24 protein-coding genes are annotated in these 26,437 nt (G+C 58.5%); 11 read left to right on the top strand and 13 right to left on the bottom strand.

Features of this window, described 5'->3' with window-relative positions; translation table 11 throughout:
• Positions 1-32 precede the first annotated feature (32 nt).
• The 9 genes from lpxL (at position 33) to soil367_RS03175 (ending at position 8,637) form a co-directional block, all read left to right on the top strand.
• Positions 33-989, top strand: coding sequence for an LpxL/LpxP family Kdo(2)-lipid IV(A) lauroyl/palmitoleoyl acyltransferase (gene lpxL, locus soil367_RS03215; protein ID WP_246065496.1), 957 nt, complete (start codon positions 33-35; stop codon positions 987-989).
• A complete protein-coding gene (locus soil367_RS03210; protein WP_136546829.1) occupies positions 986-1,921 on the top strand; it encodes a mitochondrial fission ELM1 family protein in 936 nt (311 codons plus the stop codon). Before lpxL ends, soil367_RS03210 begins: the two co-directional genes overlap by 4 nt.
• On the top strand, positions 1,918-3,039 hold the full coding sequence (locus soil367_RS03205; RefSeq protein ID WP_136546827.1) for a glycosyltransferase family 4 protein: 1,122 nt from the start codon (positions 1,918-1,920) through the stop codon (positions 3,037-3,039). The genes soil367_RS03210 and soil367_RS03205 overlap by 4 nt, the downstream gene beginning before the upstream one ends.
• Complete coding sequence (locus tag soil367_RS03200) at positions 3,036-3,734, top strand: YrbL family protein (protein WP_136546825.1); 699 nt, start codon at positions 3,036-3,038, stop codon at positions 3,732-3,734. Before soil367_RS03205 ends, soil367_RS03200 begins: the two co-directional genes overlap by 4 nt.
• Positions 3,697-4,767, top strand: coding sequence for a glycosyltransferase (locus soil367_RS03195; RefSeq protein ID WP_216642765.1), 1,071 nt, complete (start codon positions 3,697-3,699; stop codon positions 4,765-4,767). The genes soil367_RS03200 and soil367_RS03195 overlap by 38 nt, the downstream gene beginning before the upstream one ends.
• Positions 4,768-4,862: 95 nt before the next feature.
• Complete coding sequence (locus soil367_RS03190; RefSeq protein ID WP_136546821.1) at positions 4,863-5,768, top strand: lysophospholipid acyltransferase family protein; 906 nt, start codon at positions 4,863-4,865, stop codon at positions 5,766-5,768.
• A 177-nt stretch (positions 5,769-5,945) separates the two neighbouring features.
• A complete protein-coding gene (locus soil367_RS03185; protein ID WP_136546819.1) occupies positions 5,946-6,815 on the top strand; it encodes a glycosyltransferase family 2 protein in 870 nt (289 codons plus the stop codon).
• Complete coding sequence (locus tag soil367_RS03180; RefSeq protein WP_136546817.1) at positions 6,812-7,969, top strand: glycosyltransferase; 1,158 nt, start codon at positions 6,812-6,814, stop codon at positions 7,967-7,969. The genes soil367_RS03185 and soil367_RS03180 overlap by 4 nt, the downstream gene beginning before the upstream one ends.
• On the top strand, positions 7,969-8,637 hold the full coding sequence (locus tag soil367_RS03175; RefSeq protein WP_136546815.1) for a hypothetical protein: 669 nt from the start codon (positions 7,969-7,971) through the stop codon (positions 8,635-8,637). The genes soil367_RS03180 and soil367_RS03175 overlap by 1 nt, the downstream gene beginning before the upstream one ends.
• Positions 8,638-8,644: 7 nt before the next feature.
• Here soil367_RS03175 and soil367_RS03170 read toward each other — a convergent pair whose 3' ends face one another.
• The 9 genes from soil367_RS03170 to soil367_RS03130 all read right to left on the bottom strand — a co-directional run bounded on the left by soil367_RS03170 (position 8,645) and on the right by soil367_RS03130 (position 18,084).
• Positions 8,645-10,147 carry a capsular polysaccharide export protein, LipB/KpsS family gene (locus soil367_RS03170; protein ID WP_136546813.1) on the bottom strand — a complete coding sequence of 501 codons (1,503 nt, stop codon included), beginning with the start codon at positions 10,145-10,147 and terminating at the stop codon, positions 8,645-8,647.
• Between the two features lie 80 nt (positions 10,148-10,227).
• Complete coding sequence (locus soil367_RS03165) at positions 10,228-10,875, bottom strand: HAD family hydrolase (protein WP_216642764.1); 648 nt, start codon at positions 10,873-10,875, stop codon at positions 10,228-10,230.
• The gene (locus soil367_RS03160) at positions 10,869-11,612 is read right to left on the bottom strand and encodes a 3-deoxy-manno-octulosonate cytidylyltransferase (protein WP_246065494.1); all 744 of its coding nucleotides are present in this window, start codon (positions 11,610-11,612) and stop codon (positions 10,869-10,871) included. Before soil367_RS03160 ends, soil367_RS03165 begins: the two co-directional genes overlap by 7 nt.
• Entirely contained in the window at positions 11,609-13,213 is a 1,605-nt protein-coding gene (locus soil367_RS03155; protein ID WP_136546811.1) for an aldolase catalytic domain-containing protein, read from the bottom strand. Before soil367_RS03155 ends, soil367_RS03160 begins: the two co-directional genes overlap by 4 nt.
• Positions 13,214-13,254: 41 nt before the next feature.
• The gene (locus soil367_RS03150; RefSeq protein WP_136546809.1) at positions 13,255-13,941 is read right to left on the bottom strand and encodes an acylneuraminate cytidylyltransferase family protein; all 687 of its coding nucleotides are present in this window, start codon (positions 13,939-13,941) and stop codon (positions 13,255-13,257) included.
• A 74-nt stretch (positions 13,942-14,015) separates the two neighbouring features.
• Positions 14,016-15,350, bottom strand: a complete 1,335-nt coding sequence (locus tag soil367_RS03145) for a hypothetical protein (protein ID WP_136546807.1) — start codon at positions 15,348-15,350, stop codon at positions 14,016-14,018.
• Complete coding sequence (locus tag soil367_RS03140; protein ID WP_136546805.1) at positions 15,347-16,618, bottom strand: O-antigen ligase family protein; 1,272 nt, start codon at positions 16,616-16,618, stop codon at positions 15,347-15,349. The genes soil367_RS03145 and soil367_RS03140 overlap by 4 nt, the downstream gene beginning before the upstream one ends.
• Positions 16,619-16,652: 34 nt before the next feature.
• Positions 16,653-17,381 carry a BUD32 family EKC/KEOPS complex subunit gene (locus soil367_RS03135; RefSeq protein WP_136546803.1) on the bottom strand — a complete coding sequence of 243 codons (729 nt, stop codon included), beginning with the start codon at positions 17,379-17,381 and terminating at the stop codon, positions 16,653-16,655.
• Positions 17,362-18,084, bottom strand: coding sequence for a 3-deoxy-D-manno-octulosonic acid kinase (locus soil367_RS03130; protein ID WP_136546801.1), 723 nt, complete (start codon positions 18,082-18,084; stop codon positions 17,362-17,364). The genes soil367_RS03135 and soil367_RS03130 overlap by 20 nt, the downstream gene beginning before the upstream one ends.
• A 131-nt stretch (positions 18,085-18,215) precedes the next feature.
• On the opposite strand from soil367_RS03130, the gene soil367_RS03125 reads away from it, so the two are divergent.
• A complete protein-coding gene (locus soil367_RS03125; protein WP_246065493.1) occupies positions 18,216-19,271 on the top strand; it encodes a glycosyltransferase family 9 protein in 1,056 nt (351 codons plus the stop codon).
• A gap of 158 nt (positions 19,272-19,429) precedes the next feature.
• Here the strand turns inward: soil367_RS03125 and soil367_RS03120 are convergent, their stop codons facing one another.
• The 3 genes from soil367_RS03120 to glnE form a co-directional block, all read right to left on the bottom strand.
• Positions 19,430-19,834 carry a DUF6165 family protein gene (locus tag soil367_RS03120; RefSeq protein WP_136546799.1) on the bottom strand — a complete coding sequence of 135 codons (405 nt, stop codon included), beginning with the start codon at positions 19,832-19,834 and terminating at the stop codon, positions 19,430-19,432.
• Positions 19,835-19,958: 124 nt separating this feature from the next.
• The gene (locus soil367_RS03115) at positions 19,959-20,882 is read right to left on the bottom strand and encodes a branched-chain amino acid transaminase (RefSeq protein WP_136546797.1); all 924 of its coding nucleotides are present in this window, start codon (positions 20,880-20,882) and stop codon (positions 19,959-19,961) included.
• Positions 20,883-21,100: 218 nt separating this feature from the next.
• Positions 21,101-24,046 carry a bifunctional [glutamate--ammonia ligase]-adenylyl-L-tyrosine phosphorylase/[glutamate--ammonia-ligase] adenylyltransferase gene (glnE, locus tag soil367_RS03110; RefSeq protein ID WP_136546795.1) on the bottom strand — a complete coding sequence of 982 codons (2,946 nt, stop codon included), beginning with the start codon at positions 24,044-24,046 and terminating at the stop codon, positions 21,101-21,103.
• A gap of 130 nt (positions 24,047-24,176) precedes the next feature.
• On the opposite strand from glnE, the gene soil367_RS03105 reads away from it, so the two are divergent.
• On the top strand, positions 24,177-25,337 hold the full coding sequence (locus soil367_RS03105; RefSeq protein WP_136546793.1) for a potassium channel family protein: 1,161 nt from the start codon (positions 24,177-24,179) through the stop codon (positions 25,335-25,337).
• Between the two features lie 181 nt (positions 25,338-25,518).
• On the opposite strand, the gene soil367_RS03100 is transcribed toward soil367_RS03105, so the two are convergent.
• The gene (locus soil367_RS03100) at positions 25,519-26,400 is read right to left on the bottom strand and encodes a CYTH domain-containing protein (RefSeq protein ID WP_136546791.1); all 882 of its coding nucleotides are present in this window, start codon (positions 26,398-26,400) and stop codon (positions 25,519-25,521) included.
• Between the last annotated feature and the right edge of the window lie 37 nt (positions 26,401-26,437).

The following is a 26,437-nucleotide window of genomic DNA, read 5'->3' as shown; positions in this document are numbered from 1 at the left end:
CTGCTCCCCCAACACCGGCAACAGAGAACCACGTGAGCAAGCGCGCCCCCCGGAATACGCAATTGAGCCACTACTGGCACCCGCGCTGGTGGCCTACCTGGCTGGGCATGGCCTGCATGTGGGTGATGGCGCAGTTGCCTATGGCAGTGCAGTGGTGGCTGGGTCAGGGAATCGGTAATCTCGCCCACCTCACAATGGCCCAGCGCCGCCGCATCACGGAAATCAACATCCGTCTCTGTTTTCCCGAACTCAGCACTGACGAACAGGCAAAACTGGTGCGGCAGACCTTCCGGTCCAACGGCATTGGCTTGATGGAAGTGGGGACGGCCTGGTTTCGCAAGCCCGAATCCCTGCGAAAATACACGCAAGTGCATGGTTATGAGCACGTCGAGGCGGCGCTGAAAAAAGGAAAAGGCGTTTTGCTGCTGGGCGGGCACTACAGCACGCTGGACCTCGGCGGCAGCCTCATCTCGCTCTTTATAGAGGCGGACGTCATGCAGCGGGACCACAACAATCCGCTGGTGAACGCCATAATGACGCGTTCCCGGGAACAGCGCTACGGGGTCGCACTGGGCCGGCACGATTTACGCGGCCTTTTCCGCCGACTGCAAGCCAACCGGATCGTCTGGTACGCACCGGATCAGGACTACGGCCGCCGGGGTAGCGTGTTTGCGCCCTTTTTCGGCGTGCCGGCTGCCAGCATTACCGCAACTGGGCGCATCGCCGCCCGAACCGGTTGCGCTGTGGTACCTTTCAGTCACTTTCGCCGCAAAGGTTCAGTCGGCTACGATATACACTTCCGACCGGCCCTGGCTGGCTTTCCGAGCGGCGATGACCTCGACGATGCCACTCGCATCAATACCGTTATCGAGCAGGAAGTACGGACCCACCCGGACCAGTATTTATGGATGCACCGGCGCTTCAAGACCCGGCCGGACCCCTCAGAGGTCAATCCTTACAAGCAACCGAAGGCCAAGGATGAGCAATGAGTGAGATCAGCTACCTGCATCCGCCCGTAGTCTGGCTCCTCACCGACCAGAAGCCCGGCCACCGCAGCCAACTGCAGGGCCTGGGCGAGCGATTGCAAGCGCTCACCGAGGCTCAGCTGGTCTGGATTGACGCGGGAAAGTTTCCCGTGCCGCTTTGGCGGGCACTGCTTGGAATAGGTCCGCAGATGGACTTGCCCAGGCCCGACATCATTGTTGCGGCGGGCACCGGTACCCACAGGCTCCTGCTCTCTCTGCGGCGCAGTAAAGCACTCACGGTGCTGCTGATGCGCCCGGCTTTCCCCTACAACTGGATTGACGCTGCGATTGTCCCCGCCCACGACAATCCGCCTGAGCTGGAGAACATCCTGATCACCAAGGGTGTGCTGAATGCGGTCAAGCCGAACAGGCCATCGGTTGATGAGCCCCGTGGCCTGATTCTGGCTGGCGGTCCTTCCCGTCACTTTGTCTGGGACGACGATATTGTTTACCAGCAGGTGGTCACGCTCAGCGAGCAGTTTCAGGACTGGCAGTGGTCTTTGAGCTCATCCCGTCGCACCCCTGACTCCTTCATCCGGCGTGTGCAGAAGTCAAACCTGCCCAACCTCAGTTTCTACCACCATGACGAAACGGACCCGGAATGGGTGATTGAAGCTCTGGAGCAGGCACGGGTCGTCTGGGTATCTCCAGACAGTATCTCCATGGTCTACGAGGCGCTTACGTCCGGGCGTCCTACTGGGCTGCTGGACCTGGAGCCGGCCAATAACAGTCGTATGGCCGAGAGTCTCAGTGACCTTGAACGCAACGGCCGACTGGCACCCTGGACCGACCGCATGGCGCTCCTCAAGACTGAAGCTTCGACTGTACCGCCGCTGTGGGAGGCGGATCGGGCCGCACGCTGGGTCCTGTTCCGCTGGCACCGCAGACCGGAATGAGAGTTTTGCAGGTTCTACCGGCGCTGAACAGTGGCGGGGTCGAACGCGGCACCGTAGAGCTTGCCCGGGAGCTGATTCGACGGGGCCATGAGTCGTTCGTGATGTCTGCGGGAGGTCGTCTGGTTCCGCAACTCGAACGGGAAGGCAGCCTCCACCTGCTGCAGCCGGTTCACCGCAAGTCACTGGCTTCCCTCGGCCAGATTCGGCCCGTGCGCCAGCTGCTGGCTGAGCTTCGTCCGGATATTGTCCACGTGCGCTCGCGGCTGCCCGCCTGGATCGTCTGGTTAGCCTGGCGCAAGCTCGCGCCAGAGGGGCGCCCGCGGCTAGTCAGCACGTTCCACGGGCTTTACTCGGTCAATCGCTACAGCGCTGTAATGGCCCGGGCTGAGCACCTGATAGCGGTGTCCCGTTGCGTTGAAAGATACATTGTCACCCACTACGCCGTTGAGCCCAACAGAATCACGGTAATCCCCCGCGGTTTCGATCCCACCGTTTTCTTTCCCGGCCCGCCAGATGAGCGTTGGCGGCGAGCGCTTTACGCAGACTATCCCCAACTGGAGGGCAAGCGCATCATCCTGATGCCCGGCCGCCTGTCCCGCTGGAAGGGTCAGGCAGACTTCCTGCGGGTCATGGCCCGATTAAAGACCGAGGCGCCGGACTGCCACGGAGTCATACTGGGCGAAGCCGAGCCCTCAAAACAGCATTACCGGCGAGAGCTTGAAGCCCAGTCCCGTCAGTCGGGCCTTCAAAACGAGGTTACGTTTGTAGGTCATCGGGACGACATAGACCAGTTTTACCGGCTCGCTGAGATAACCTGCCACCTCTCCTCCAAACCCGAGCCATTCGGCCGCACCCTGACCGAAGCATTGGCGACCGGAACCAAAGTCGTAGCATACGACAGGGGCGGCGCGGGTGAGACACTCACGGCTTGTTTTCCCGAGGGCCTTGTGCCGGCTGATGACCTGGAGGCCTACGTGGATCGCCTGCTGGCCCTGCTGGACCGTACCCCCGACTTTACCATTCCTGCTGAGTTGACACTGGATCATCAGTTTGAAGCCACGCTCGGCGTCTACGAGCGCCTTCTGGGCATTAGACAGCTGGACATGGGACAGCCATGACCCTGCAACTTCAGGACCCCTTCGCCGAAGGCGGCAACCGGCTCTGCTTCGTGCATCCGGAAAATCCCGAGAGATGCATCAAAGTGCGCCGTCCGGACTTTAGCCTGGAAGAGCGCCGCCGACAGAAAGGTTTTCCCAAAAACCTCAAGCCGTTATCGCGTTTTGACGACAACAGAGAAGAAGCCGCGGTCATGACCGGCCTGGCAAGGCGCTACGGCGAGCCTATCTATCGCCACGTCAGCCGCTGCTATGGATTCGTTGCGACCTCCCACGGGCCGGGACTCATCAGCGAGCTGATCCGTAACGAGGACGGCACTATTGCATCGACGCTGAAAAAACTCCTCTGGGACCGGGGCATGACGCCTGAGTGCGACCGTGCAATCGGTGATCTCTGCAGTTTCTGGGAGAAGCTGGCGGTTCCCTCCCGTGATCTGTTGCTCCACAACCTGGTGGTAGAACAGACTCGCAGTGGCGCTAGCCGGATCGTGGTGATCGACGGACTGGGCAGCTCTTCACTGATTCCCTTGGCGCTGCTGCCCTCGTATTTTGCCCGGGCCAAAGCTCGCCGCAAGGTAAAGAATCTGCGTGAGCGGATCGACGGACTGCTTGAAGCGCGGCACACCGGGGTCTACCCCGGCTTGCGGGGTCTGCTGCTCCATGACGGCCGCGTTGACCCACAGGACAAAGGACCGTGAGCAGACCATGGTTCGGGTAGCTCAGGTTATGGCTGGCGCTGCACAAGGCGGCGCAGAGGCATTCTTCACCCGCCTGGCGACCGGCCTACAGGCGAGCGGACGAATCCAGCAACGTGCGTTTATCCGCGATGCCGGCAGTCGCGTTGATGACCTGCGTGCTGCTGGGGTAAGCGTCGATACCTGGCGCTTCGGCGGAGTCGTTCACCAACTCGACCGTTGGCACTTTCGGCGAGCGCTCAGATCCTACCACCCCGATATCGTGCTAGCGTGGATGAACAGGGCCACCCAGGCCACCCCACGCGGAGGCTATAAACTGGTCTCCCGCCTGGGCAATTACTACGACCTGAAGTATCACCGCCACGCTGACTTCTGGGTGGGTAACTCGGCGGGCATCTGCGATTACCTGGTCCAGGGCGGGATGCCTTCTCACCGGGTTTTCCGAATCCCCAACTTCGCCAACGAGGCGCCAGCCGAAGCCTTGCCGCGCACCAGCTTTGCCACACCCCCCGGCGTCCCTGTCATTCTCAGCGCAGGCAGGCTGCATCGCGACAAGGCTTTCGACACCCTTCTGCAAGCGTTGGTGCTTTGTACTGATGCCGTTCTCTGGCTGGCTGGCGACGGCCCGGAGAAGCCTATGCTGCAGCAGCTTTGCCGGGACCTGGGGCTGGAAAGCCGGGTGCGCTTCCTGGGCTGGCGCCAGGATGTTACGTCGCTCATGCGCAGTGTGGATCTATTCGTATGCTCATCCCGACACGAAGGCCTGGGCTCTATTATTCTGGAATCCTGGGCCCATGGTTGTCCCATCGTCGCGACCGCGGCCCAGGGTCCCGGCGAGCTGATAGACAGCGGCACTACCGGCCTGCTGGTCCCGGTGGATAAACCGGACGCGCTTGCGACAGCGATCCGAGAGCTGTTACAGAACCCGGCTGAACGGCAGCAGCTCGCGGACAACGCCCGGGCTCACTACTATCGTCAGTTCAGCAAGAGCATCATCCTGCAACACTACGAAGAACTGTTTGAGACGGTTCGATGAGCTCACAGACCGAATCAGGCCCTGGTGAATGCCAGGGTTGAGCGTGCCGCAGCCAAGTGCTATTTTCCCGCTGCACTTGCAGCTACAGGGCCGCCATGAAGACGATTAAAATCCAAATGATTCGCTGGCTGCTGCGTCTTCTGAGCTTGCTTTCGTTACCGGCTGCGCAAAAACTCGGCGCTGTCGCGGGTCGGATTGCCTGGCGCGTCGCCGGACGTGCCCGACAGGTTACCCGAGTCAATATCGACGCCTGCTTCCCTGAACTGACGCCCGGGGAGCGGGAACGTCTCGCTCGGGACAGTCTCATCGAAACCGCGAAGACGGCGCTGGAGATTCCGCTGATGTGGGAGTGGCCCGTTGAGCGTTGCCTCGACACCCTCGTAGAGATTGACGGCCAGGCCCTGCTTGACGAGGCAGTTGCCGCCAAAAGGGGCATCCTGCTACTCGCACCGCACCTGGGCAACTGGGAACTCGCCGGTTTGTATTTCTCCTCCCGCTACAAGATGGCCGCGCTCTACAGTCCGCCCAACGTTAAAGAGCTCGAAAGCTATATGTCAGAGGTGCGAGAACGGGGCGGCTCGGAGCTGGTACGTGCAGACCGGCGCGGCCTGCTGAGACTCGTATCGATACTGCGCGAAGGCGGTGTCGCAGGGATACTGCCTGATCAGTCGCCAAAACCTGCGGGTGGCGTCTTCGCGCCGTTTTTCGGTATGGAAATACTGACAATGAAGCTGGCCTCCAAACTGATCAGCAAGACCGGCTGCCGGGTGCTGGTAACCTATGCAGAGCGACTGCCTGACGGCCGCGGTTTTCGGCTCGTCATTCAGTCCCCTGATACGCGGCTTTTCGATACTGACCCGATATTATCGGCGACCGGCCTGAACGCCAGCGTTGAGCAATGCGTCCGTGCTATCCCGGCGCAGTACCAGTGGGAATACAAGCGGTTCAGGCGTCGGCCGCCAGGCCTGCCGAACATCTACAAACCCGATAGGCAAGCCTGAGTTGCGGCTTTTCGAGCGTACCGCCGGATGTCGATGTCTGCGACCCCGAGCTGACGCCATGACCTTGGCTGTGATGCTAGACTGGCGTTTTTCCAGCGACGCGACGCTTCTGTTTTTAACACCGACAGAAGCGCAACCGACACTCATACACTCGAACACTCAAAGATGAGACCGCACATGACCCCGCAACGTATCGGCGTCGTGATCACGACTTACAACTCCCCGCTTTGGCTCAGCAAGGTCCTGACCGGCTACGAGGCGCAAAGCGATAAGCAGTTCACTGTGATCGTGGCTGATGACGGCTCGACCCGGGAAACCGGCGAGCTGATCGGGCGCTTCCAGGCCCGGGGTCAGCTTGTGATCGATCACGTCTGGCACGAAGACGACGGCTTTCGCAAATGTACGATTCTGAACAAGGCCATTGCTGGCACAGACTGCGACTACCTGATCTTTACGGACGGCGATTGCATTCCGGAGCCCGATTTTGTCTCGACCCATCGTGCCATGGCCGCGCCCGGGCATTTCCTCTCTGGCGGTTACATAAAATTGACCATGCCCGTCTCCGAGCACATTACGGATGCCGACATTAGCTCGGGCGACGCGTTCGACCCGGCCTGGCTGGTCCGTCATGGCCAACCGCGATCCCATAAACTCTGGAAACTCTCGCGTTCACGCTGGAAGAAACGTCTGCTGAACGCGCTGACCCCGGCAGCTGCCAGTTGGAACGGCATGAACAGCTCCACCTGGACAAAAGACCTGGTTGCCGTCAACGGCTTCAATGAAGACATGCAGTACGGCGGGCTCGACCGGGAACTGGGCGAGCGGCTCTGGAACTATGGCCACAAGTCCATGCAGATTCGCTACAGCACCGTATGCCTGCATCTGGACCACGCACGCGGCTACTCCAAGCCCGAGGTCTGGGCCAGGAACAGAGCCATCCGCCAGGCGGTCAAGGACAACAAAACATACTGGGCCGAGAACGGCATTGAAAAGAAGTCCCAGGATCCAGCGACAGCACCACTGTCCTCTGAAAGAGCCCGAATGTGAGAACTCTGGTCGTTATTCATTCGTTAAAACTGGGCGGCATGGAACGCGTCGCGGTCAATCTCGCTGACGCGTTTGCCGAGCAGGGTCACGACAGTCACCTGTTGAGCTGCAAGGACAAGCCCAATGACGTGATGCCCAGCCACCCCGGCGTCAAGCTTCACCACTACGACCAGTTTCACGCGCTGCTCAGATCCGGCATCGGCATACCCGTCTTCCTGCTGTCCCGGCTGCTCCTCGGCGTGCTACTGCCGAAATCCCACTTCATGTGGGTAGGCTGGCTCAGCGGTTGGTTGCTTAAGCGCCATATCGCCAGGCTCGAGCGGGAGCACGGCAGATTTGACCGGATAGTCTTCCGCGGTCTGGGCACTTTTAAATACTTCTGGTCTTTCCGGGACGCGCGCAGCATTTACGTCCTGGAAAACATCATTCACTACGACCGCCCCTTGTGGCAGAAAAAACTTGAGTGGCGGCTCGTCTTTGATCGGCGCCACCTGGTTTGTGTTTCGTCCGGGGTAATGGACTCAGCTCTGGCGGCGTTCCGCGAGGGTGGTATCCAGCCCAGCAGTCTGCGCGTTATCACCAATCCGTGCCCGGTAGAGCAGATCCGCAACCTGATGGTCGAGCCGGACGACGACATTCCCGAGGAACCCTATATCGTCAATGTGGCAAGGCTGGTGCCCCAGAAAGGCCACGCGCTGCTACTCGAGGCGTACGCCGTCGCCAGGCCCGACCACAAGCTCGTCATTGTGGGCGAGGGCAAGCTTCGCGAGAAGCTCGAGGCGAAAGCGAACACCCTGGGCATTTCAGATCGGGTTTTCTTTGCCGGAAAACGGGAAAACCCGTACCCCTGGATGCACCGGGCCGCGCTTTTTGTTCTGGCCTCGGAATACGAGGGCCTTGGCATCGTACTGACCGAAGCGCTGGCCTGTGGTACCCCGATTTTGTCGGTCGAGTCCGAAGGCGGCGTACGCGATGTGTTCAGAGGCGAGCTGGAACAGTACCTGGCACCCCGAACCGTCCAGGGGCTCGCGGACAAGTTGAGCGAGGCGCTTGCGGCGCTTCCGATTACGGTCAACCCCGACTGGCTGGCAGCGTTTCGGTCTGAGTCCGTGGTCGAACAGTTTTTGCTTTTGCCAGACAAGGCGTCGCGCTGATGCCCAGGGTCTCCCATCAGCCGGCGGTCACCGAAAAAAGCGCGTTCGGGCAAATGCGACGCAATTGGGCCAGCCGGCTCCGGGCAGCCCGGCAGGACCGGATCAACCTGAAAAACTACGGTCCGCAGGCGCCCCTGTTTGCCGAACGGCTTTGGATTCCCCTCGACCAAGTTGAGCACGCACTCAAAAAGTGGAATTCAAAGGAAAGCGCCCGGGTTGTGGCCGAGTGGCCCCAGGAACGGACGCGGGGAGTTCGTGACCTGCCCTCAGTCAAGGCTTGCCTGCAACACTGGCGTGACGGCCTGACCTGGGAGGAAACCGGCATTTTTGAGCAGATGCTCGATCGCATCCGTGACAAGGGCAAGGTTGACCGCCTACGCAACCGCGCAGACATCGAGCGAAGGTACGCTGAACTGGACGAGCTCTACCTCAAAGTGGAAAAAGCCGGCAGGCTCAGCCCGCGCAACGAACTGGTGCCGGGAAACTTCCGTGAGGAAGGCGGCATACTTTTCCACATTGGCCCAGGCGGGGAGCCTTTCTTCGGCGGCAAAGGCCACCACCGTCTGGCCATGGCTTTGGCGCTGGGGCAACCCGTTGTCCCAGCACAGATTGGTGCTGTTTATCGCGAAGCCATCAAGGCTCTTCCAGAGTTGCGCAGAACGGCGTAGAAAAAAGCTAACTTGCGGTTGCCCCGCCGAGGTGTTTTTTCAGAAAACTGCAGATCTCCCGGGAAACAGCCTCTGCATTTTCGTCCTCTGAAAACGCAGAATTTTGCACTGCAGGCTTGTACGGCTCCAGATACGCTTTGAACGCAAGTTGGTCAACGGCGAACAACCAGGCCATTCGGTCCTCTTCATCAATGCAGACGCTTGGGATTTCAGTTAAAACGCCCCGGAGGTCTGAGGCCGTCTTAACATCGAACATGCCTTTGGCAGCACAAAGCAGTGAGTAACCGAATAATACCGCCGGTTTTTCCAACCAGAAGGCCTCCCAGGCAGCGGTTCCGGTGACGGTTGCGACGAACGCCGAGCCTTTCACCAGTTCAATCGAGTTCACATCCTTTTTTATCAGCCTCACGTTGTCCATCCCCAGCAGTTCATCGTAATAGCCTCTGCTTCGATGAGTCAGACGTTGGTGAGGAAACTCCTTTACATAGATTTTCCATCCGGCAGGAAGGCACTTACTGAGCATATCTATCGCCTGTCGCTGGTCCTGGAAAAAGCCACCAAGCGGGCCGGTTGTCGCTTCCGGTTGTTTATGTAGCGGAAAATAGACGTACGTCTCGCCCGCGACAGGGCGGACAGAATGAATCTCGTAATACTGCTCACATTGTTGGTTCAAGTACTTCATCCGGGCTTTTTCAAGTCGCCCTCGCTTGCGGGCGACGCCCGGATAACCCTCCAGTTTGTTCAATCGAACGGTAGACGCTGTTCTCAGGAATAGTCTGGCGAACAGACGAGTAAGCTTCTCCTTCAGGATAGTCGGGGCGCTCCGTCCAGGTTGCGCCGCCGGGCTGAGGCCCACCCGGGCGCTTCTGCCAACGATCTCATCCCAACCATTGATGCTGTCCTTGAGCCGCTGGCGTATGCCCGCTTTTTCGGAGACGGGTTTTTCGTGGTATTGCCGGGTCAGGTCGCGTAACTGTTGAGCCCGGTGATCGTAGATATTCTCGAGGGAATACAGGTAGAAGAACCGATCCGGGATTATCGGCGTCCGGTAAAAGCAGAGGACAGGCAAATGCTTGCACCGAGCAAGCCCGTAAAGAAGAAGATCGTAATTGGTGTGTGGGATATTCGACAGAATAACCGCGTCAAAGCTTTCCACTTCCAGCAGATCGTTGAAATAAGCGAGCGACCTCAGATAGAACTCCCGCCGAGTCCCATAGAGATCCAGTGTATGGGTTCTGTTGATCCGTTCGTTCTGTTGGTAAAACTCAACTTCGTAGCGCGCCATCTGCTCGTATAGGTCAGCGTCCAGGGGCCGGCACGATCTCACCACATCCTTGGTCACCTGAGCATTGCGGAAATAACGCCGGTGCAGAAAGCGAGACCGGACGTTTTCGATCTGATGGTTATCCTCGCCTATCAGGATGTACTCGGTTACCGCACTCTTGGCACAGGTCTTTTCAATAATCTTCCGTCCCGCCGCTCCGTAGAAGCCGACAAAAAGAATTTTCATGGTACTCCAGAGAGAGGTTGAGATTTTGAGCGGAAGGAAACCCGTGGCATTGGCTGCCCTTTGGCAGTCCAGACGCAGCGCTACGGCTGCAGAAGATCTGCCAGGACTTTAATCTGTGCGTGCGCGCCACCAAAATCAAAGTGCGACTCGCTCCACGCAGAGACAAAAACAAAATCAAGACCGGCTCGAGTCGCCGCTTCATAATCGTACTGGCTGTCCCCAAGAAACAACGCTGGCCGTTGAATACCGCCATTTTCCATGAGTTTAGAAAGGAGCTCATCCTTGGTAGCCGGACTGCCGTGAATGCCACCGTCGAAAAGGACCGAGAGCCCGCGCTTCTCAAACAGCTCACGGAGTTCGGACTGGTCACCGCCTGAGACCACCAGCCAACGACTCTGGCGCGTCTGCGCGCGCAATCTTTCCAGGCCATTGGCAATCGCGCATGTCGCAAGCCCCTGCTGGACTCCGCTGGCGTATCTGCCGAGGAGCAACTCTAGCTCGGCAGGATCGATTTCGGCTCGACCAAGAATGTGTTCAAGAAAAAACTCGAACTTTGCATAGCGGGAAATGCCGCCGTTATTGACGTGGTACTCAACCAGCTTGCGGGCAGGGTCTCTACCATACGACTCTGCAGCGCGATGAAACGCGTCTGTCTTGACCTTGTTGGAATCAAGCAGTACGCCATCGCAGTCAAAAACCAGGGTTTGATACTTGTCCAGCTTCAGCACGCGTGTTTTTTCCGAAGCGCCGCCTCGACACCAGCCACATCCGAAGGCACATCCACAGCAAGGCTTCCAGCTCGCGTCTCAAGCATCAGAACGGGCCTTTTCAGCTCAAGGAAACGCAGAATTTCGATATCTTCAGAACGCTCCAACTCACTCTTGCGCCCGAAGTCGCGGAAAGCCTTCAGCTCCGGTTTACTGAACGCGTAGATGCAGACCTGCTTTTTGTAGTGCACGGGGGCATTCTTCGCGTCCTTATAGCCAGGCAGGGGGCTGCGAGACATGTACACCAGGTGTCCGGCTTCAGTCGTTATGACTTTAGGAAGGTTTACGCTATGCGGATCTTCCTCTTCGGAGAGCCAGCAGTATCCATTTATGACCGTATCCATGGACGCCTGTTTAAGGTCACGTACGCGACAGATATCCTCTGGATCAACCAGGGGCTCATCCCCCTGCACATTGATGAAGATATCTGCGTCGATAGACTCAGCGGCCTCGGCCAGTCGATCTGTCCCCGTCAGGGCACCGGAACTGGTGAGCACCGCCTTGAATCCGGCATGCTGGGCGACTTCTGCGATCCGGTGGTCGTCGGTCGCGACGTAGACATTTTCCTGACCCAGGGCCTTGGCCGAGAGCTCCGCCACCCAGAGCAACATGGGTTTACCCAACAACTTGACAAGGGGCTTGCCGGGATACCTGGACGACTGGTACCGGGCAGGAATCACTGCCACCGATCTCATCATTGTTCTGCCATCCCGTAAACTGATTGTGTGGTCAAGTTGTATCGCGTCGGCGTTATAGCGATCAGCGTCCTTGCGCCTTCGGTCCCCTGGTAGGCTTCGAGCAGTGCCTGCATCTCGCGACTTCGCGGGTCATCCGCGCCGTAACCGTCAAAACCGGCCATCAGTACGCGACTGGCTTTACCGCTCGCGAGTACCGCAAGCGCATACGCAACAACCAGAGAAGAGGGCGAAGAACAGCTCGTGTCGGAAAAGACAAAACCTTCAGGCTGGATGTTCAACCCGAAATCGAGCATTTTCTTTCCCTCCAGAGCAGAACGCACATCGTCGGGAAGCATGGACTCAGGGGTGATGAGGGGCTGCGGCAATAACGTGTGCGTATGGCAGTCAGCGAGCAGCCTGACGGGATGACATGCAGCCCGCACGTCAATCAGGTCAGCACTCACGGCAGACTGAGTATTCAACGCCATGACCAGCGGCTGCCGACGGCGGATATAGTCCTCCAGAGCCCATTTATGAGCTTCAACCCCGGGGCCCGTGCCCAGCAGCAGCACTTCCCTCCCTTCCATCATGTCTGCGGGACACCAGCTGCCGATCGGGCTGTCCTTGAAAAAGTGACGGGCAGCCGCGAGGGTATGCGCGCTGAACTTCTTCCCACCTTCGAGCCGGAGATGCTCTATTACCGCCAGGATATCCTCTTCATCATACCGTGAGTCCGTCAGCATCTCCTGGACATAGGTCGGGTGAATCCCGTACTTGCCAGCGAGGTAATAGTAGGGATTGGTACCCCAGCCGAAGCGCTCCTGCATGGGACGGAAGTCTTTACGAATGAGGCTCAGGAGGGGCACGAGGTCGACCCTTTTCTGCCGCCGCTCCGCAATCTCTATTGCCAGCTCTTCTGTGCGGGCGTTGCCTGGACCTCTGCCCATGCCAGTTACCGTTGAGTCGACCCAGGTTACGCCCTCATCCATGGCGGCGAGCGTATTCTGCAAAGCCATGCCGAGATTGTCATGGGTGTGTATGCCCAAAGCGCCGCTCCACCCCTTACGCATCCATTGGATAATCTGCACCGTTCTCGCCGGGTTCATGCTCCCCATGCTATCGGCGAAGTAGAGTGCATCCAATGGGTAATCTTCTGCCAGGGCGGCAAGCTCTTCCACTTCAGGTTGCGCCCGATCGGCCACTTGCATGAGGTTGAATCCGACCCGGTAGCCCTGCGCTTTCAACCAACTCGAAGCTGGCAGTACTTTCTCAAATTCGTGCACGTGGCAGGCGATTCTGACCAGGCTAACGGGGGACGCCTCAGCCGGGCGTGGGAACAAGCGCTGCAGACTTTTTTCAAGGGGGGCGTCACCAGCCAATTCCGAAGCATTGACCATGACGCCCACCATCAGCCCTTGCGGAATCTGAAGACTAGACAGGAAATGATCTGTGCTATAGGCGCAAGCCCCCTTGAAACCGGTCGAGTCCAGCGAACGCAGCCCCATTTCGACCGCATCAACCCCAGCGGCCAGCATCGACTCCAGGTAGCGCCGGATGAGCTCCGGCCTGAAGTCCCAGGCATTGTAATAACCACCATCACGCAACGTGCAATCGATAAACATAGGGCTAGCGCTGATCCTTTCTATGGTTCCAAGGACGTGCCTCAGATTTTTACTACACCGGCCTGAAGAAGAGCCTCGGCGATCCGGAAATCGTCTTGCCAATCAATGTCGAACCCCTGGATGCGTTCAAGCACATATTTGAACGGATTTTCGCCGATACGATCCTGGCGGCTTCGGTAGACCTCAGACGATGCAACAAAAGCGGCGCTGTTGACTTCGTAGACCGGCTTGAGTGTCTGCGTCCTGGGCCATTTCTCGCAATGCCTGTCATAGTTTATTGGCCCCTGCTCATCCCAGAGAAAGCCATGCAGGGCAGTCACACTCATCAGCGAGTCAAACCCTTCTTGCAATGCGGCTTCGTACTTTTGAAGAATCGCATCATAGTCTCGCGCGGTTACGAACGGCGAGGTCACATGAGTCCAGAGGATGTGTCCGTCCGGGACAAGTGAAGCAGCATGGCTCACCAGGCTGTCGGTGCTCGTTTCGCTCGAGGCAAGACGGTCCTCGCGACGGTGAACCTTCAGGGCAGCCTCGTTGAGACCCTCGGCATAACTGACAATTTCTTCGTCGTTGGTGGACAGGATAACCTGATCGATTGCTTCGCTTGAGAGGAGCTGCTCGAGTTTCACTTCCAACAGCCCAAAAGCACGTCCCGCCAGTGGACGGATGTTTTTACGCGGAACCCGCTCACTTCCTCTTCTGCAAGGCAGAAAACACGTTACTTTCACGCGATCACCCCGGTGTCGGAGACGCCTATGAATTTCACCCAAGCCAGCGCCTTAAAATGATTCTAGCCAGAATATCAGCTTGGGATACCGGTGCCACGCAGTGCTTCGCGCGCAATTTCACCATGGCCTGCCTGCAACTGACGAACATACTCATCGACTGAAAGCGATAAGACCTGCTCGAATCGCTCATCCCCCTCAATCAGCCCCTGGCAGCGGAGTTTCTGCAGGAACTGAAACTGCATCACAGGATCGTGGGTTTTTGCAAAGGACAGCGAGTAGTTGACCTCGGCATCGCCAGGTCGAGCGTATCCTTCGAAGCGGCCCGCTGTCAGCATCAGGTCGAGATTGAATACCTTGATCTGCGCCGGACCGAACCGAAGCAGATCAAACACGGCGTTCGGACCTGCATTGAATTCACTGTCCATCAACAGCCACTGCAGGTTGATGAGTACGCGCCCGGCGTCTGTTGCACTGCGCAACAGACGCTGCCCTTTCTCCTTGATAAAAATGGGAAAGGGAACCGCCGAAAGAAAGCCCGGGGCCATCTTGCGGGCAATATACTTGGCCTGCTGAATATTGTAATACGAAAGATCGACGCGGCGGCCCTGGGTAGCGGGATCACAACCCGACGGCCCGCCTCTGTAGTTAAACTTGGCTACCAGGTCGAAAGAATCGATCTCGGGGCCGTTCTCCTGCTGGACCGGGACGGGCCCCACCAGAGCAATCCGCCGTCCTCTGATCGCATCGAGCGTCGTCTTCCCTACCGGGCCCGCAGCGTCAGGAAAAAGCTCGCGCGAACCTTCAAGCAGGACCTCGGTAAGCCAGAGACCGTGCTTGCACCTGGCAGGGTCTTCACCGCTTGTTTCCAGCCTCCTGAGTAGCGATTTTGCTTCGGTCGCGGTTCCGCTTTCGAGCACCGCAGCGAACCCCAGGCGCAGCGCATCGATATCGGCGCTATTGGCGTCAGCAGACCGTCGCGCCTGGCTGACGGCTTTCTCGCGCAACAGCATCCCAACCACGTAAAGTCCTGAAACGAGGCACAGTCGGTATAGCTCACGCCACTCTTCAGCTGAAAGAACTGAGGCTCTGAGCTCGGCTGTGACCGCGAGCAGAATCTTCTCGCGCTCTTCGAAGACATGGGCCGGTGCGACCACGGCGTCCACATAACTGCTCCACCAGTCACGGCCCACAGAGACCAAGCTGCCGTTACCGGTCTTACCTAGCGCCCGCTCGATCCCATTCAGCGGGCTGGCTCCATTTGCTGTTCGCGAAGCAGCGAAAGCATGCTGCAAGGATTTCTCCAGGACGCCTATCCGCCTGTCTCTGCTTTGCAGGGCACGCCGACGAAAGCGCCAGTAAAGCATGGCGCCCCACCCGCCGACAGGCGTTCCTGAACTCGACGCCATCATTTACTTTGCCTGCTGCGAACCTCGTCGTCCCGCTTGGCCATGACACTCCAGATGATCAACGGTATGAAAATGAACATCATAACGCCGATGTTCCGCTCGAGCATGCTCTGTGTCAGGTTAACCACCGCATGAGTCGAGATGAAGAGCGCGCCACCGAGAGCCAGTGCTCTGGTCACCTGGTCGGAGGAGTGGACCCGACGCATGAACAAGATAAAGGGCGCCAGAAGCAAGTAAAGGTAGGCTGCCAGACCGACGATCCCGCCTTTGGCCATTGCATCAATATACTGGTTGTGGAGATGCCGGAAGGGTGCGATGCCCGGGTGAACCTGACCTTGCTCGATAAGTTTTTGCTCGACCACGTCGTACCCCGATGGGCCCACGCCCACCAATGGATTCTCGGAAAAAGCTGTGAGTCCGCTCTTCCACATGTCGAGCCGAAGCCCGACCGACGTATAGTTACGCCCTTCCGCGAAATAATCCTGAAATTCCTCAACCGCGACCGCGGTACGTTGGGTGACACTCTCGACTTGCACAATCATGACAGTGACCAATAACAACAGGGCCGCCGCAATCAGAACTGCGACCTTGTGACGCTGAAAGCTCGGGAAAAAGGTATACGCGAAGACAGCCACTATGACAGGCGCCGCTACCCATCCGCTGCGCGTACCGGACATCAGGGAGGCGTAGAGCCCCAACACAAAGCCGGCCAGCAGCAGCAAACTCCAAAGCACGCGATTCCTGGCCTGAACTGACCACACCAGCCCGGCCGAACAGACCAGCGCCAGAGCGAGTGCGCCATTGCCGTAGTGTATGGGGTTATCGAAGCTTGTAACTCGACCGCCTGTACCCTGGACCATTTGGTAAAGTGCCAGTAACCCGGTCGCGACGCTACCCAGGGCCACAGCAAAAAAGAACACGCCGAAACTCACAATGTAGCGCCGCGTAAACACAAGAACCAATGCACCAGCGAGAAAACGGGTCGCAAGATCGAATTCGGAGATGTCTTCGCCGTGAATAAGGTTTACAAGACATTGCGCCAGGAAGTAGACCAGCAAGGCACTCATGAAGACGTAGTCTTCCCGTTGCAGGTGATCCCCGGGCCATAGTCGACCACTGGCCAGCAGCGCCAGTAAAAGCAAAACGGCCGGGCCGACGGTGTAGACATCCGGGACCAGTGCGTAGAGCCCCAGGTAGGCTACGATCGCCGGCACAGCCATCACGAACACAAACCGATCCATCCAGTGATAACGGGAATCTGCAGACTTCATCTAGTTTTTACCACTGCTTTAGGGGTTTGATCAGTCAGTCGAACGGCCGAGGCCGGGTTACGTTGCGGTGTGCCCGTTTTGCATCCAGGCTGGATCGCCAGGCACTCGCGGCGGCAACAAATTCTTCATTCGACCAGGTATTGCGCTTATGGCTGGCGCTCTTATAAGCGTCCAGAAGGTTCAGCATGTACTCCTCATCGGGCAATCGGGCCGCAATATTGGCGAGATTGTTAAGCGCCGGCTTCCCGGGTAGGCCGCCCTCAAAAACGCGTATATCATCTTCATCGACCACGATGAACCCATCAACGCCGTCAAAGAGGAAGTTGGTCAGATTGCCATCGGGCTGCTCAATACCGCGATGATGTAGATCGGCTATAAGGCGTCCGAAAAATTGCACGATCTGCATGCGCCGTGCATGAGAGGGCTCATCAAGCAGCACCTGTCGTAGGGGCTGAAACTCAGTCATGAAAACCGTCGCGAAACAGAAGCACTTCTCTGATCTCAGCCAACCAGAGTAGATAACCTCAGGCACAGGGGCACCGGTTCGTCGGATACGCAGCCCCCGCCGCTGGGCCATTACCCAGTGCACCAGCCCAAACAGAGGCTTGCGGTAACACTTGATGGCCGCAGGCTTACCGTCAACTGCTCCGCGGTAGGTAATCCGCGTGCGACGGGTATTAGCATGTATTTCATCAATCAGGGCTATGTCGGCCATAACTGCGGGATTTTCCGTCCAGGCAACGTCAAGCTGAAGTGCCAGCATAACCGGCTTCCAGGGCGCCCCAGAGCTCGACGGGTTCGCTCTGGCCCATGCTGGTGAAGAATTTGTCGGCAGATCGGCGCAGCCGCACGAGGTTACGCCCACGCCAGCCCCATCCCCGTTCGTTACCCCGGAATCTGCAGCGGTCAAAGTCGATCAAGTGAATCCGTTCGCCCGCGACCAGGATGTTGTTAACGTTGAGATCTACGTGGTCGACGCCTGCGTCGTGAAAGCGGCGAATGGTTGCGCCTACCTGCCGCCATAAGTCTGTTGTCTGAAAAAGCGGGTGGTCCGGAAAATTAACTGCTCCAGGTATTCGCTCGACCAGGATGGTAGCCCGGTAGGCGACGGTGGCGACACGAGAATAAGCGGCGGCCACTGGCTTGGGCGCGGCCAGGCTGAAGTCTTGTAGCCGGGCAAGAAAACGGTACTCGGCAATAGACCGGACGTTGTTTTCGCCGGTGTAGAGATAAGTGTTTCTGGAAACCCTTGCCGGCAGCCCGCCGCGCCAGTACTCCCGCAAGACCCACTGGCGCTCACCGTCAGTGACAAACCAGGCGCCACCACGACCACCCGAGCCAACCTTGACGGCCTTATCACCCCACCAGCCTGGGTTCATCCAGTTGAACGATGCCTGAGCGGCAAGATCCGGACGCACGAGCAGCGCTGAGCCTTTACTTCGTATGGTATGCGCAGACTCGGCCATGGATGGTGAAATGTCCTGTGTTCGTTTATGCCGCCATCTCGCTAACGACGGATACGCAAGGAGGGCCGGTAGGTTAGAATGGCGGCCAGTTTAACAATGAACCTGCAGGCGGTTCTACCGGCCCGCTGTTAATGAATCGGGACCTGACCATCGTGCTGAAATCCATTTGCATTCTCCGCCTTTCCGCCCTGGGCGACGTAACCCATGTCGTGCCGGTGGTCCACAGTCTCCAAGCGCAATTGCCCGAAGCCCGCATCACGTGGGTCATCGGCAAGATAGAAGCCAAGCTGGTGGGCGACCTGCCTGGGGTGGAGTTCATCGTCTTCAATAAAAGTGAAGGGGTTGCGGCCTACCGTAAACTCAGAAAAACACTCGCGGGGCGCCGCTTTGACGCGCTGCTGCACATGCAGGTGGCCTTACGAGCCAACCTTGCCGCCGCAATGGTTCCAGCGACGCTGAAAATAGGTTATGACAAGCCGCGCAGCAAGGACATGCACAGTCTTTTCATAAATCGCAGGATTAACGAGGCGAAGGGGCAACATGTGCGCGACTGCCTGGCCAGCTTCCTCGAGCCCTTGGGTCTGAATGCTGCTCCGCCCTGCTGGGAGATCCCGCTTACCTCCGACGACCGCGCTTTTGCCCAGGCACAGCTAGACAGTAAGGCGCTGAATGTCGTTATCAGCCCGTGCGCCAGCCATGCCCTGCGCAACTGGCCTGCAGAACGATACGCCAGACTGGCTGACTATGCGGTGCAAAGGCACGGTGCAAAAGTCATTCTGGTCGGGAGCACGGCACCGTTCGAAATTGAATATTGCGCTGAGATCGAACAGATGATGACGCAGTCAGCACACAATATCTGCGGCAAGGACACGCTTAAACAGCTCGCAGCGCTGCTTGCAGGAGCTGATCTGCTTGTTGCACCTGACACCGGTCCTGCGCATATTGCCAACGCAATGGGTACAGATGTACTTGGGCTTTATGCAGCCAGCAACCCCCGCCGGTCTGGCCCTTACAATTCCCTTCAGTGGTGCGTTGACCGTTATCCCGAAGCGTTGCAGAAATTCACGGGGAAATCCGCCGACGACGCGCGCTGGGGCGCCAAGGCGGAATTCCCTGGCGCCATGGAGCTGATCACCGTGGAGGAAACCTGCGAGATGCTTGACCGATGGGTCGCAGCCCGTGCGTAAGTCGTCGACAAACGGGCCTGTAACTGCGTGACAATATCCGCACGCAACAGCCGGAGCCCATCGAAAATCGCCGCTATACGGGCATCAATCGACAACGAGCGGCAGCGCCTGGCGAGCCTCCACGGCTGAACGCGATGGGTACGCGCCTAGTGTCCAACTTAGGAACGGGCGGTATAGTCCTGATAGGACTTCTCTTCCACGAACGAGGAACCCAACGCCAGATTGATCTGCTTTTTAACCGCCGCGCGCTTGTCATTGGTGACATAGACGGCCCGGGCGAGTTCAATAAAACGCGGGCCAAAGTCCTGGGCTGCTTCCTGGTCGCGAATATCGTCTTCTATTACCCACAGCTGTTCATTGATCGCTTTCAGCTCCTTGCGGGCGTCACTGATGAGCTCGGGATTGTCGATGGCTTGATCCCAGACGCGGGTCAGCTCGTCGAGTTCCTTGCGCACATTCGCCACCTTCTCGGGATCGCTGATGCGTTCGGCCTTGATCTCAAGGATGGTGATTTTATCCAACACCTCGCCAAATGAGACGGGTACAGTTATTACGTCAGCCATATTCGGGTCCAGCTCCTGGAGTGCGGTGTAGGGCTTCAGCCCGGCTTTCAGGCAGCGAGAACAGCAAAAGGCCCCTTACGGAGCCTCTGAAACCACGTGCTGCGCTGCCAGCCAGCGTTAAGCCTTACTTTACCGGGGTAAGCCATTCGGCGTTCTGCGGGCGCTTGCCCTTTACTGCGTCGAAGTACATACCCTGCAGTTTCTCGGTAACCGGACCACGCTTGCCTTCGCCAATAATCCGGCCGTCCAGCTCGCGGATTGGCAGCACTTCTGCCGCGGTTCCGGTGAAGAATGCTTCATCCGCAATATAGACTTCGTCCCGGGTAATACGACGTTCGCGAACAGGAATGCCCAGCTCGCGGGCAAATTCCAGGATCGATTTGCGCGTGATGCCTTCCAGACAGGAGGTCAGCTCCGGCGTGTGCAGGATGCCGTCACGGAGAATGAAGATGTTCTCCCCGGAACCCTCTGCGACGTAGCCCTCGTTATCGAGCAGCAGTGCTTCTTCGCAACCGCTGGCAATAGCTTCGTTCAGCGCCAGCATGGAATTGATGTAGTTGCCGTTGGCCTTGGCTTTACACATGGTGATGTTGACGTGATGGCGCGTGTAGGACGACGTGCGTACCTTGATGCCTTTCTCGCGCGCTTCCGGCGACATGTACGAAGGCCAGTGCCAGGCCGCCACGATCAGGTGGACCTGCAGGTTGTCCGCGCGGAGGCCCATGCCTTCCGAGCCCAGGAAGGCCATGGGGCGCAGATAGGCTTCATCCAGACCGTTCTCACGGACCGCCTGGATCTGCGCGTCGTTAACCTGTTCTTTGGTGAACGGCATCTTCATGTTGAGAATATGAGCAGAACGGAACAAACGGTCGGTGTGTTCCTGCAAGCGGAAAATCGCTGGCCCTTCGGGAGTCTGGTACGCGCGTACGCCTTCGAAACAGCCCATGCCGTAATGCAGTGTATGGGTCAGCACATGCACCTTGGCATCGCGCCAGGGTACGAGCTCACCATCAAACCAGATCAGACCGTCACGGTCGGCCATGGACATGTTCGATACTCCTCAGAAATAACAGAAATGGTTACAACCCACGGGGCTGCGACTGCCCTCAAGGGCCGGAGCTGGCACGGCTTTACCGAGGCCAGGCCGCCGGGCAATCGCGCATTCTAGCAGGAAGTTCAGGGCGAACGAACACTCCACAGCCCAGGACCCCGACCACAACACCGAATTGTGATCCAGACTGCGCCTCGCAGGGGCGGCAGAGCTCTTCATTTGTTCGCCACCATGATGTGCTGCCACTGGTCTATGACCTCCTGCCGTTCAGTTTCGAAAGCGTCGGCTTCCACCACACTGTTGAGTTTCTGAAGCGCGCGGCGGTGGATGGTTGAGCGCATGGCGATAAAGATCTCGCGCAGCCGCTCGGTCAGGGTGCTATCGAGCACACCACTCTTGCCCAGCTCTTCGAGCTGCCGGATGTTATCGGACCACCGCGTAACGTTGGGGTAGTCGTTTGCCCAGGCCAGTATCAGATACTGAACAAGGAATTCGATGTCAACGATGCCGCCGGGGTCCTGCTTGAGGTGAAACACAGGCGCGGGTTCGCCTGGCTTGACCTTTGTGCCGAGGGTTTCGCGCATTTTGTTGCGCATACTGACAACGTCTTCCCGAAGCTTGCCGCGGTCCCGGGCCTGGCAGAGCACGTCCGTTCGGATGCGCTCAAAGCCCTGCCCTGTGCGCTTACTGCCAGCGACCCACCGGGAACGGGCCAGAGCCTGGTGTTCCCACGTCCAGGCGTTTTCGCGCTGGTAGCGTTCAAAGGCAGCGAGGCTCGTGACCAGCAGCCCGGAGTTACCGGACGGGCGCAATCGCATATCGGCTTCGTACAGCTGGCCCGAAGGCGTCTGGGTGCTGAGTATATGCACTATCCGCTGGCCCAGCCGGGTGAAAAAGACCGCGTTGTCGATGGACTTCTCACCGTCGGTCGCCCCATCGGGGTCGGCGTCATGGAGAAATACCAGATCAAGGTCCGAGGTATACCCCAGCTCAATGCCGCCGAGCTTGCCGTACCCGATCACGGCAAAGTGCGAATCATCCGGATCAGGATCTTTACCGGCGAGCACGGAAGGCTTGCCGTAACGCTCAACCATGGTGCGCCAGGCAATTGTGACGACTTGCTCAAGCACCACTTCTGCGATCCAGGTCAGGTAGTCGCTCACCTTCATCAGGGGCAATGTACCGCGCAGTTCTGACGCCGCCACCCGCAGCACATGCCCTTTCTTGAAATGCCGCAGGCACTCCATCTGCTCTTCGAGGTCTCCTGCAGGTATACGCAACAGCTGCTGACGCAGTTCGTCTTCGATTTCGGCTTTCTTGGGCGGGCTATAGAGACTCTCTGTGTTCAGCAGCTCGTCCAGCAGGAGCGGCGTCTCAGCCAACTGCTCGGCAATCCAGGGACTTTCGCTACAGAGTCGCACCAGTTGCTGGAGCGCGCCGGGGTTTTCGTTAAGCAGCAGCAGGTAAGCCGTTCGCCGCAGCACGGACTCAACCAGGGGAAAGATCCGGTCAAGCGTACGCGCCGGACTATCGACTGCGGTCAGCGCTCGCAGAAGCTCCGGCATGAAATAGTTGAGCCGTTTGAGCGGCGCCGGCTGCATGGTCTCGACTGCACGGTTATGCCGCAGTTCAGCGATTTTCTCAAGCGCCAGCCGGGGATCCTCAAAGCCATGCGTCTGCAAAGCAGCCAGTGCCGCCTGCTCGCCAAGTTCGCCGAGCCAGAGTCCTTGCCACTCTTCATCAGCCGAACCTCCGGCCTCTTCTTCCTCATCGCTGGCGATGATATCGGCGAAGTGCCGGGCAACGGATGCGCGGTGTTTATCCAGAACCTTGAGGTAGGCCTTCCAGTCGGCGAAGCCCATAATGGCAGCCACCCGGGCCCTGTTTTCGGGGTCTGAAGGGAGTTTTTGGGTCTGGCGATCAGCTATACCCTGCAGGGCGTGCTCACTGTTACGGAGGAATATGTAGCCCCGTCGAAGATCATCGACCACGTCTTCCGGCAGGAAATTGTCCTGGCCCAGTGCGTCCAGCACTGCAAGCAATTCGCGCACCTGCAGGCGAAGGTCCCGCCCACCGCGGATCAGCTGAAAAGCCTGGGCGATAAACTCGACCTCGCGAATGCCGCCCGAACCCAGCTTGATATCATCTTCCAGGCCCTTGCGGCGCACCTGGCGGTTGATCATCGCCTTCATCTCTCGCAATGACTCGAACGCGCTGAAGTCGATATAACGCCGGTAAACGAAGGGTCGGAGCGTCTCCATCAGGCGTGCGCCGGCCTTGCGATCGCCCGCAACGATACGCCCCTTGATCAGTGCGTAGCGCTCCCACTCGCGCCCCTGGTCCTGATAGTAAGCTTCCATTGCGGGGAAACTCAGCGCGAGCCCTCCGCTCTGACCGTAGGGCCGCAAGCGCATGTCCACCCGAAAAACAAAGCCATCCGCGGTTTGCTTATCCAGGACGTTAACGAGACGCTGGCCGAGCCGGATAAAGAACTGCTGATTGTCGAGGCGGCGACTGCCTCCCTCGGTTTCCCCTTTAGCCGGGAACGTGAAGATGAGATCAATATCTGACGAGACGTTGAGCTCGTTGGCTCCCAGCTTACCCATACCCAGCACGACAAGGCGCTGCGGGACCGTCTGACCCTTGGCCGACTCTCGGCCCATAGGGCAACCCCATTGGCTGCAGCTATCCTCGTGCAGCCATTTCAGCGCGCCCTCAATGCAGGTGTCGGCCAATTCGGAAACCGATGCGACCGTTTCGTGGTAGTCGGCCCATTTCAGCAGGTCCCGCCAGACAATGTGGAACATCGCCCTTTGTCGAAAAAGGCGCAGCCGCCGCATGAGCGTTTCTTCAGCATCGATACCGCGGGCGTGTTCCTGCCAGCTCGCGGACCAGCTCCCGGGCGTCCAGGCCTGCTTGATCGATCCCTTCTCGAACAGATCCCTGATCGCCGCGCCGCGCGTGCTGAGCTGCTGCAGCAGAAAATCGCTGTAGGTAATCGACCGCAGGAGATCATTATGGTCAGCCTGGGTCTCAGCAGGATGAAAGGCTCGCTCCGGATCGGCTTCCGCCAGGGTTCGCCAGGCTTGTTCTGCAGCTGTGCAAAGCTCACTCGGCAAGCGCTCAATTAGCGCCTGGGGTGGTTGTATCGGTAAACCCATAAGTATGCTGTTCCTGTTCTCGCCAGCAGCACCGGCGGCTGCCCTGCCTTTAATTAACACTGCCACGAGATTACCATAAGCTGGCGCACACCGAAGCGGCGACGCCGCTCCATCCAAGGATCATTTCCTCATGCTCAACCGCAAGAGCAACCTGATGATCGGCGACGGCCATGTCGGCGAACTGCCCGCCAGCCGTGTCGTCAAGGGCCGGATCCGCCGGCTGCTCGCAATCCTGCTCTTCGCGGTCCTGCTCCATATGGGCTTGATGGTCGTGCTTGAAGGCCTGCCCCTGCTGGATGCCGTGTGGCTTTCCTTGACCACCTTGATGACGGTCGGGTACGGAGACATTACGCCCGTAACGCTGGCTGGACGTTTGGCGACAATCCTATTGATCTACGTCGGCGCTATTACCATTGTCGCGCTGATAGTCAGCGACTACGTTGAATTCCGTTTTTATCGCAGAGAGCGCATCCGCACGGGCCAATGGAGATTTCCCATGAAAAATCACATCGTTTTCATCAATGCGCCCCAGGATGGCAGCGTTCAGTATTTCAGCCGCGTGATCAGACAGCTCCGGGCGACTGACGAGTACCGCTCGACGCCCGTCCAGATTCTGACCAGCCGTTTCCCCCAGGGTCTACCCCGGGGACTGTCCGATCTCGGCGTCACCCAATACCAGGGTACGGGGGACAATCCTGAAGATCTGAAGTCAGTCTACGCAGCCGATGCCCGACATATTATTGTGCTGGCCTATGATGAGGCCGATCCGATATCCGACAGCCTGACCTTTGACATCGTCCACCGCCTGAGCGAATTCCAACTTGCCTCTCGCGTCGTGGTGGAGTGCGTGCGCGATGATAACCGTGAACGTTTCGGCCGCCTGAAAGTCGGCTCGGTCCTTCGTCCCGTCAGGACTTACCCCGAAATTCTTGTACGCGCTCTGGTAGCACCGGGCTCCGAGAAAGTGCTGGAAGATCTTTTCAACCAGGAAAACGACCACGCGCACCGATACACCGTCGCGCTCAAAGGCCTGACCTGGTCAGATATCGTCTGTGCGCTCATCCGGGCTGACTACGGTACCGCGCTGGCCTATATATCCGAGGATAGGGAAGTTGTCTGCCACCCGCCAGCCAATGAAGAAGTGACCGGCATTGGCTTGATCGTTTTGGTAAGAACCGGCACACCCCCGACCGACGCGGACATGGAGCAGGCACTGGAACTTTACCGCGGGTTTATTCGCAAATGGCACGGCACGGAAGAAAAAGCACCCATAGCTGAGATTTCTCGTTAAGACCGGAGTTTTATAGAGCAAAGGGTGAATCGGCTTGTAACGCCCACAGCTCGCTCGTAGGGTGCCGCATCGCGCACCAGGCCAACTGCAACACAGTTTGGTCCAGCCGATCCGGCACACTTGGTGGGCGGTGCCCACCCTACAACGCCAGCGGCTGCGATTGGGCGTCTCTTTGCCTTTCCTATCCACGGGCCAGCGCAAGCTGACACTGACCCAGAACCGGTTCAGCCAAAAGCTGGGCCCGCACATTCTCAGGAGTGCCGGCGACCAAGCCGGAGAGGAATGTTTCCAGCCGCCGCCACCGCTGGGGGTCAAGCAGGCTCTGCATATCTGTATCTTCGCGCACACGCGCCAGTGATTCTGTTGCACAGGACAAAAACTCTGCCCTGCCGGTCAGCCAAAAATAGCCCAGGGCTCGAAACCAGACATCCAGGGGCGGCTCGTCCTTAACCACAGCCGTGGACGGTTGATAGAGCCCAGCCAACCAGTAACCCTGCTCGGCCTTGCTCACCGGGTTCAGAAAAACCGCGCATTTCTCACTAAGGGACTGGGCCTGCTCCATTAACCTTAGAGCGCTGCCGCCTTTGAGCTCCAGTTCCACTTCAAACAGGGGTGCTTGCTGCACGCCAGCCCTGACAGCCCCGCGGTCCAAAGCCACTTCGACCTCATCGTTGCCGTCGCGCCAGAGCCAGGTTTTACGCTCAAAATCCGTCGAAAACACGGGTTGCAGTGCTCCCTGCTCAGCGATTCTGGCGATCGGGGAACTGCCCAGAGCCTCGAAATCGAGCGCCAGGCCCCTAACCGGCCAGTCCCACTCCTGGCGATCATGAACGCCGCGGGCAGTCGCGCCCTTGGTTTTGAGAGTCTGCGTCCACGACCCATCGGCCTGGCGGATCCGGAGGGCGATTCGCTGCTGATTCAGTAGGCCGTCAGCGGTATCAAAGTAGGTGTTCCTGAGCGTATCGGTGGCTACCGGCGCTGCTGCAGACAGGGCAAGCCACCCTTCGATAGCGGTCCAGTTTTGGCCCAGCACACTCAACTTAACTTCCTGCTCGCGCGCCATCTCTTCTCCTCTCTGCACTTTAAACCGACCAATAAAA

It is taken from the genome of Hydrocarboniclastica marina (assembly GCF_004851605.1).
Lineage (GTDB): Bacteria > Pseudomonadota > Gammaproteobacteria > Pseudomonadales > Oleiphilaceae > Hydrocarboniclastica > Hydrocarboniclastica marina.
The sequence above is the reverse complement of the archived record's forward strand: the minus strand, read 5'-3'. Positions and strand labels throughout refer to the sequence as shown.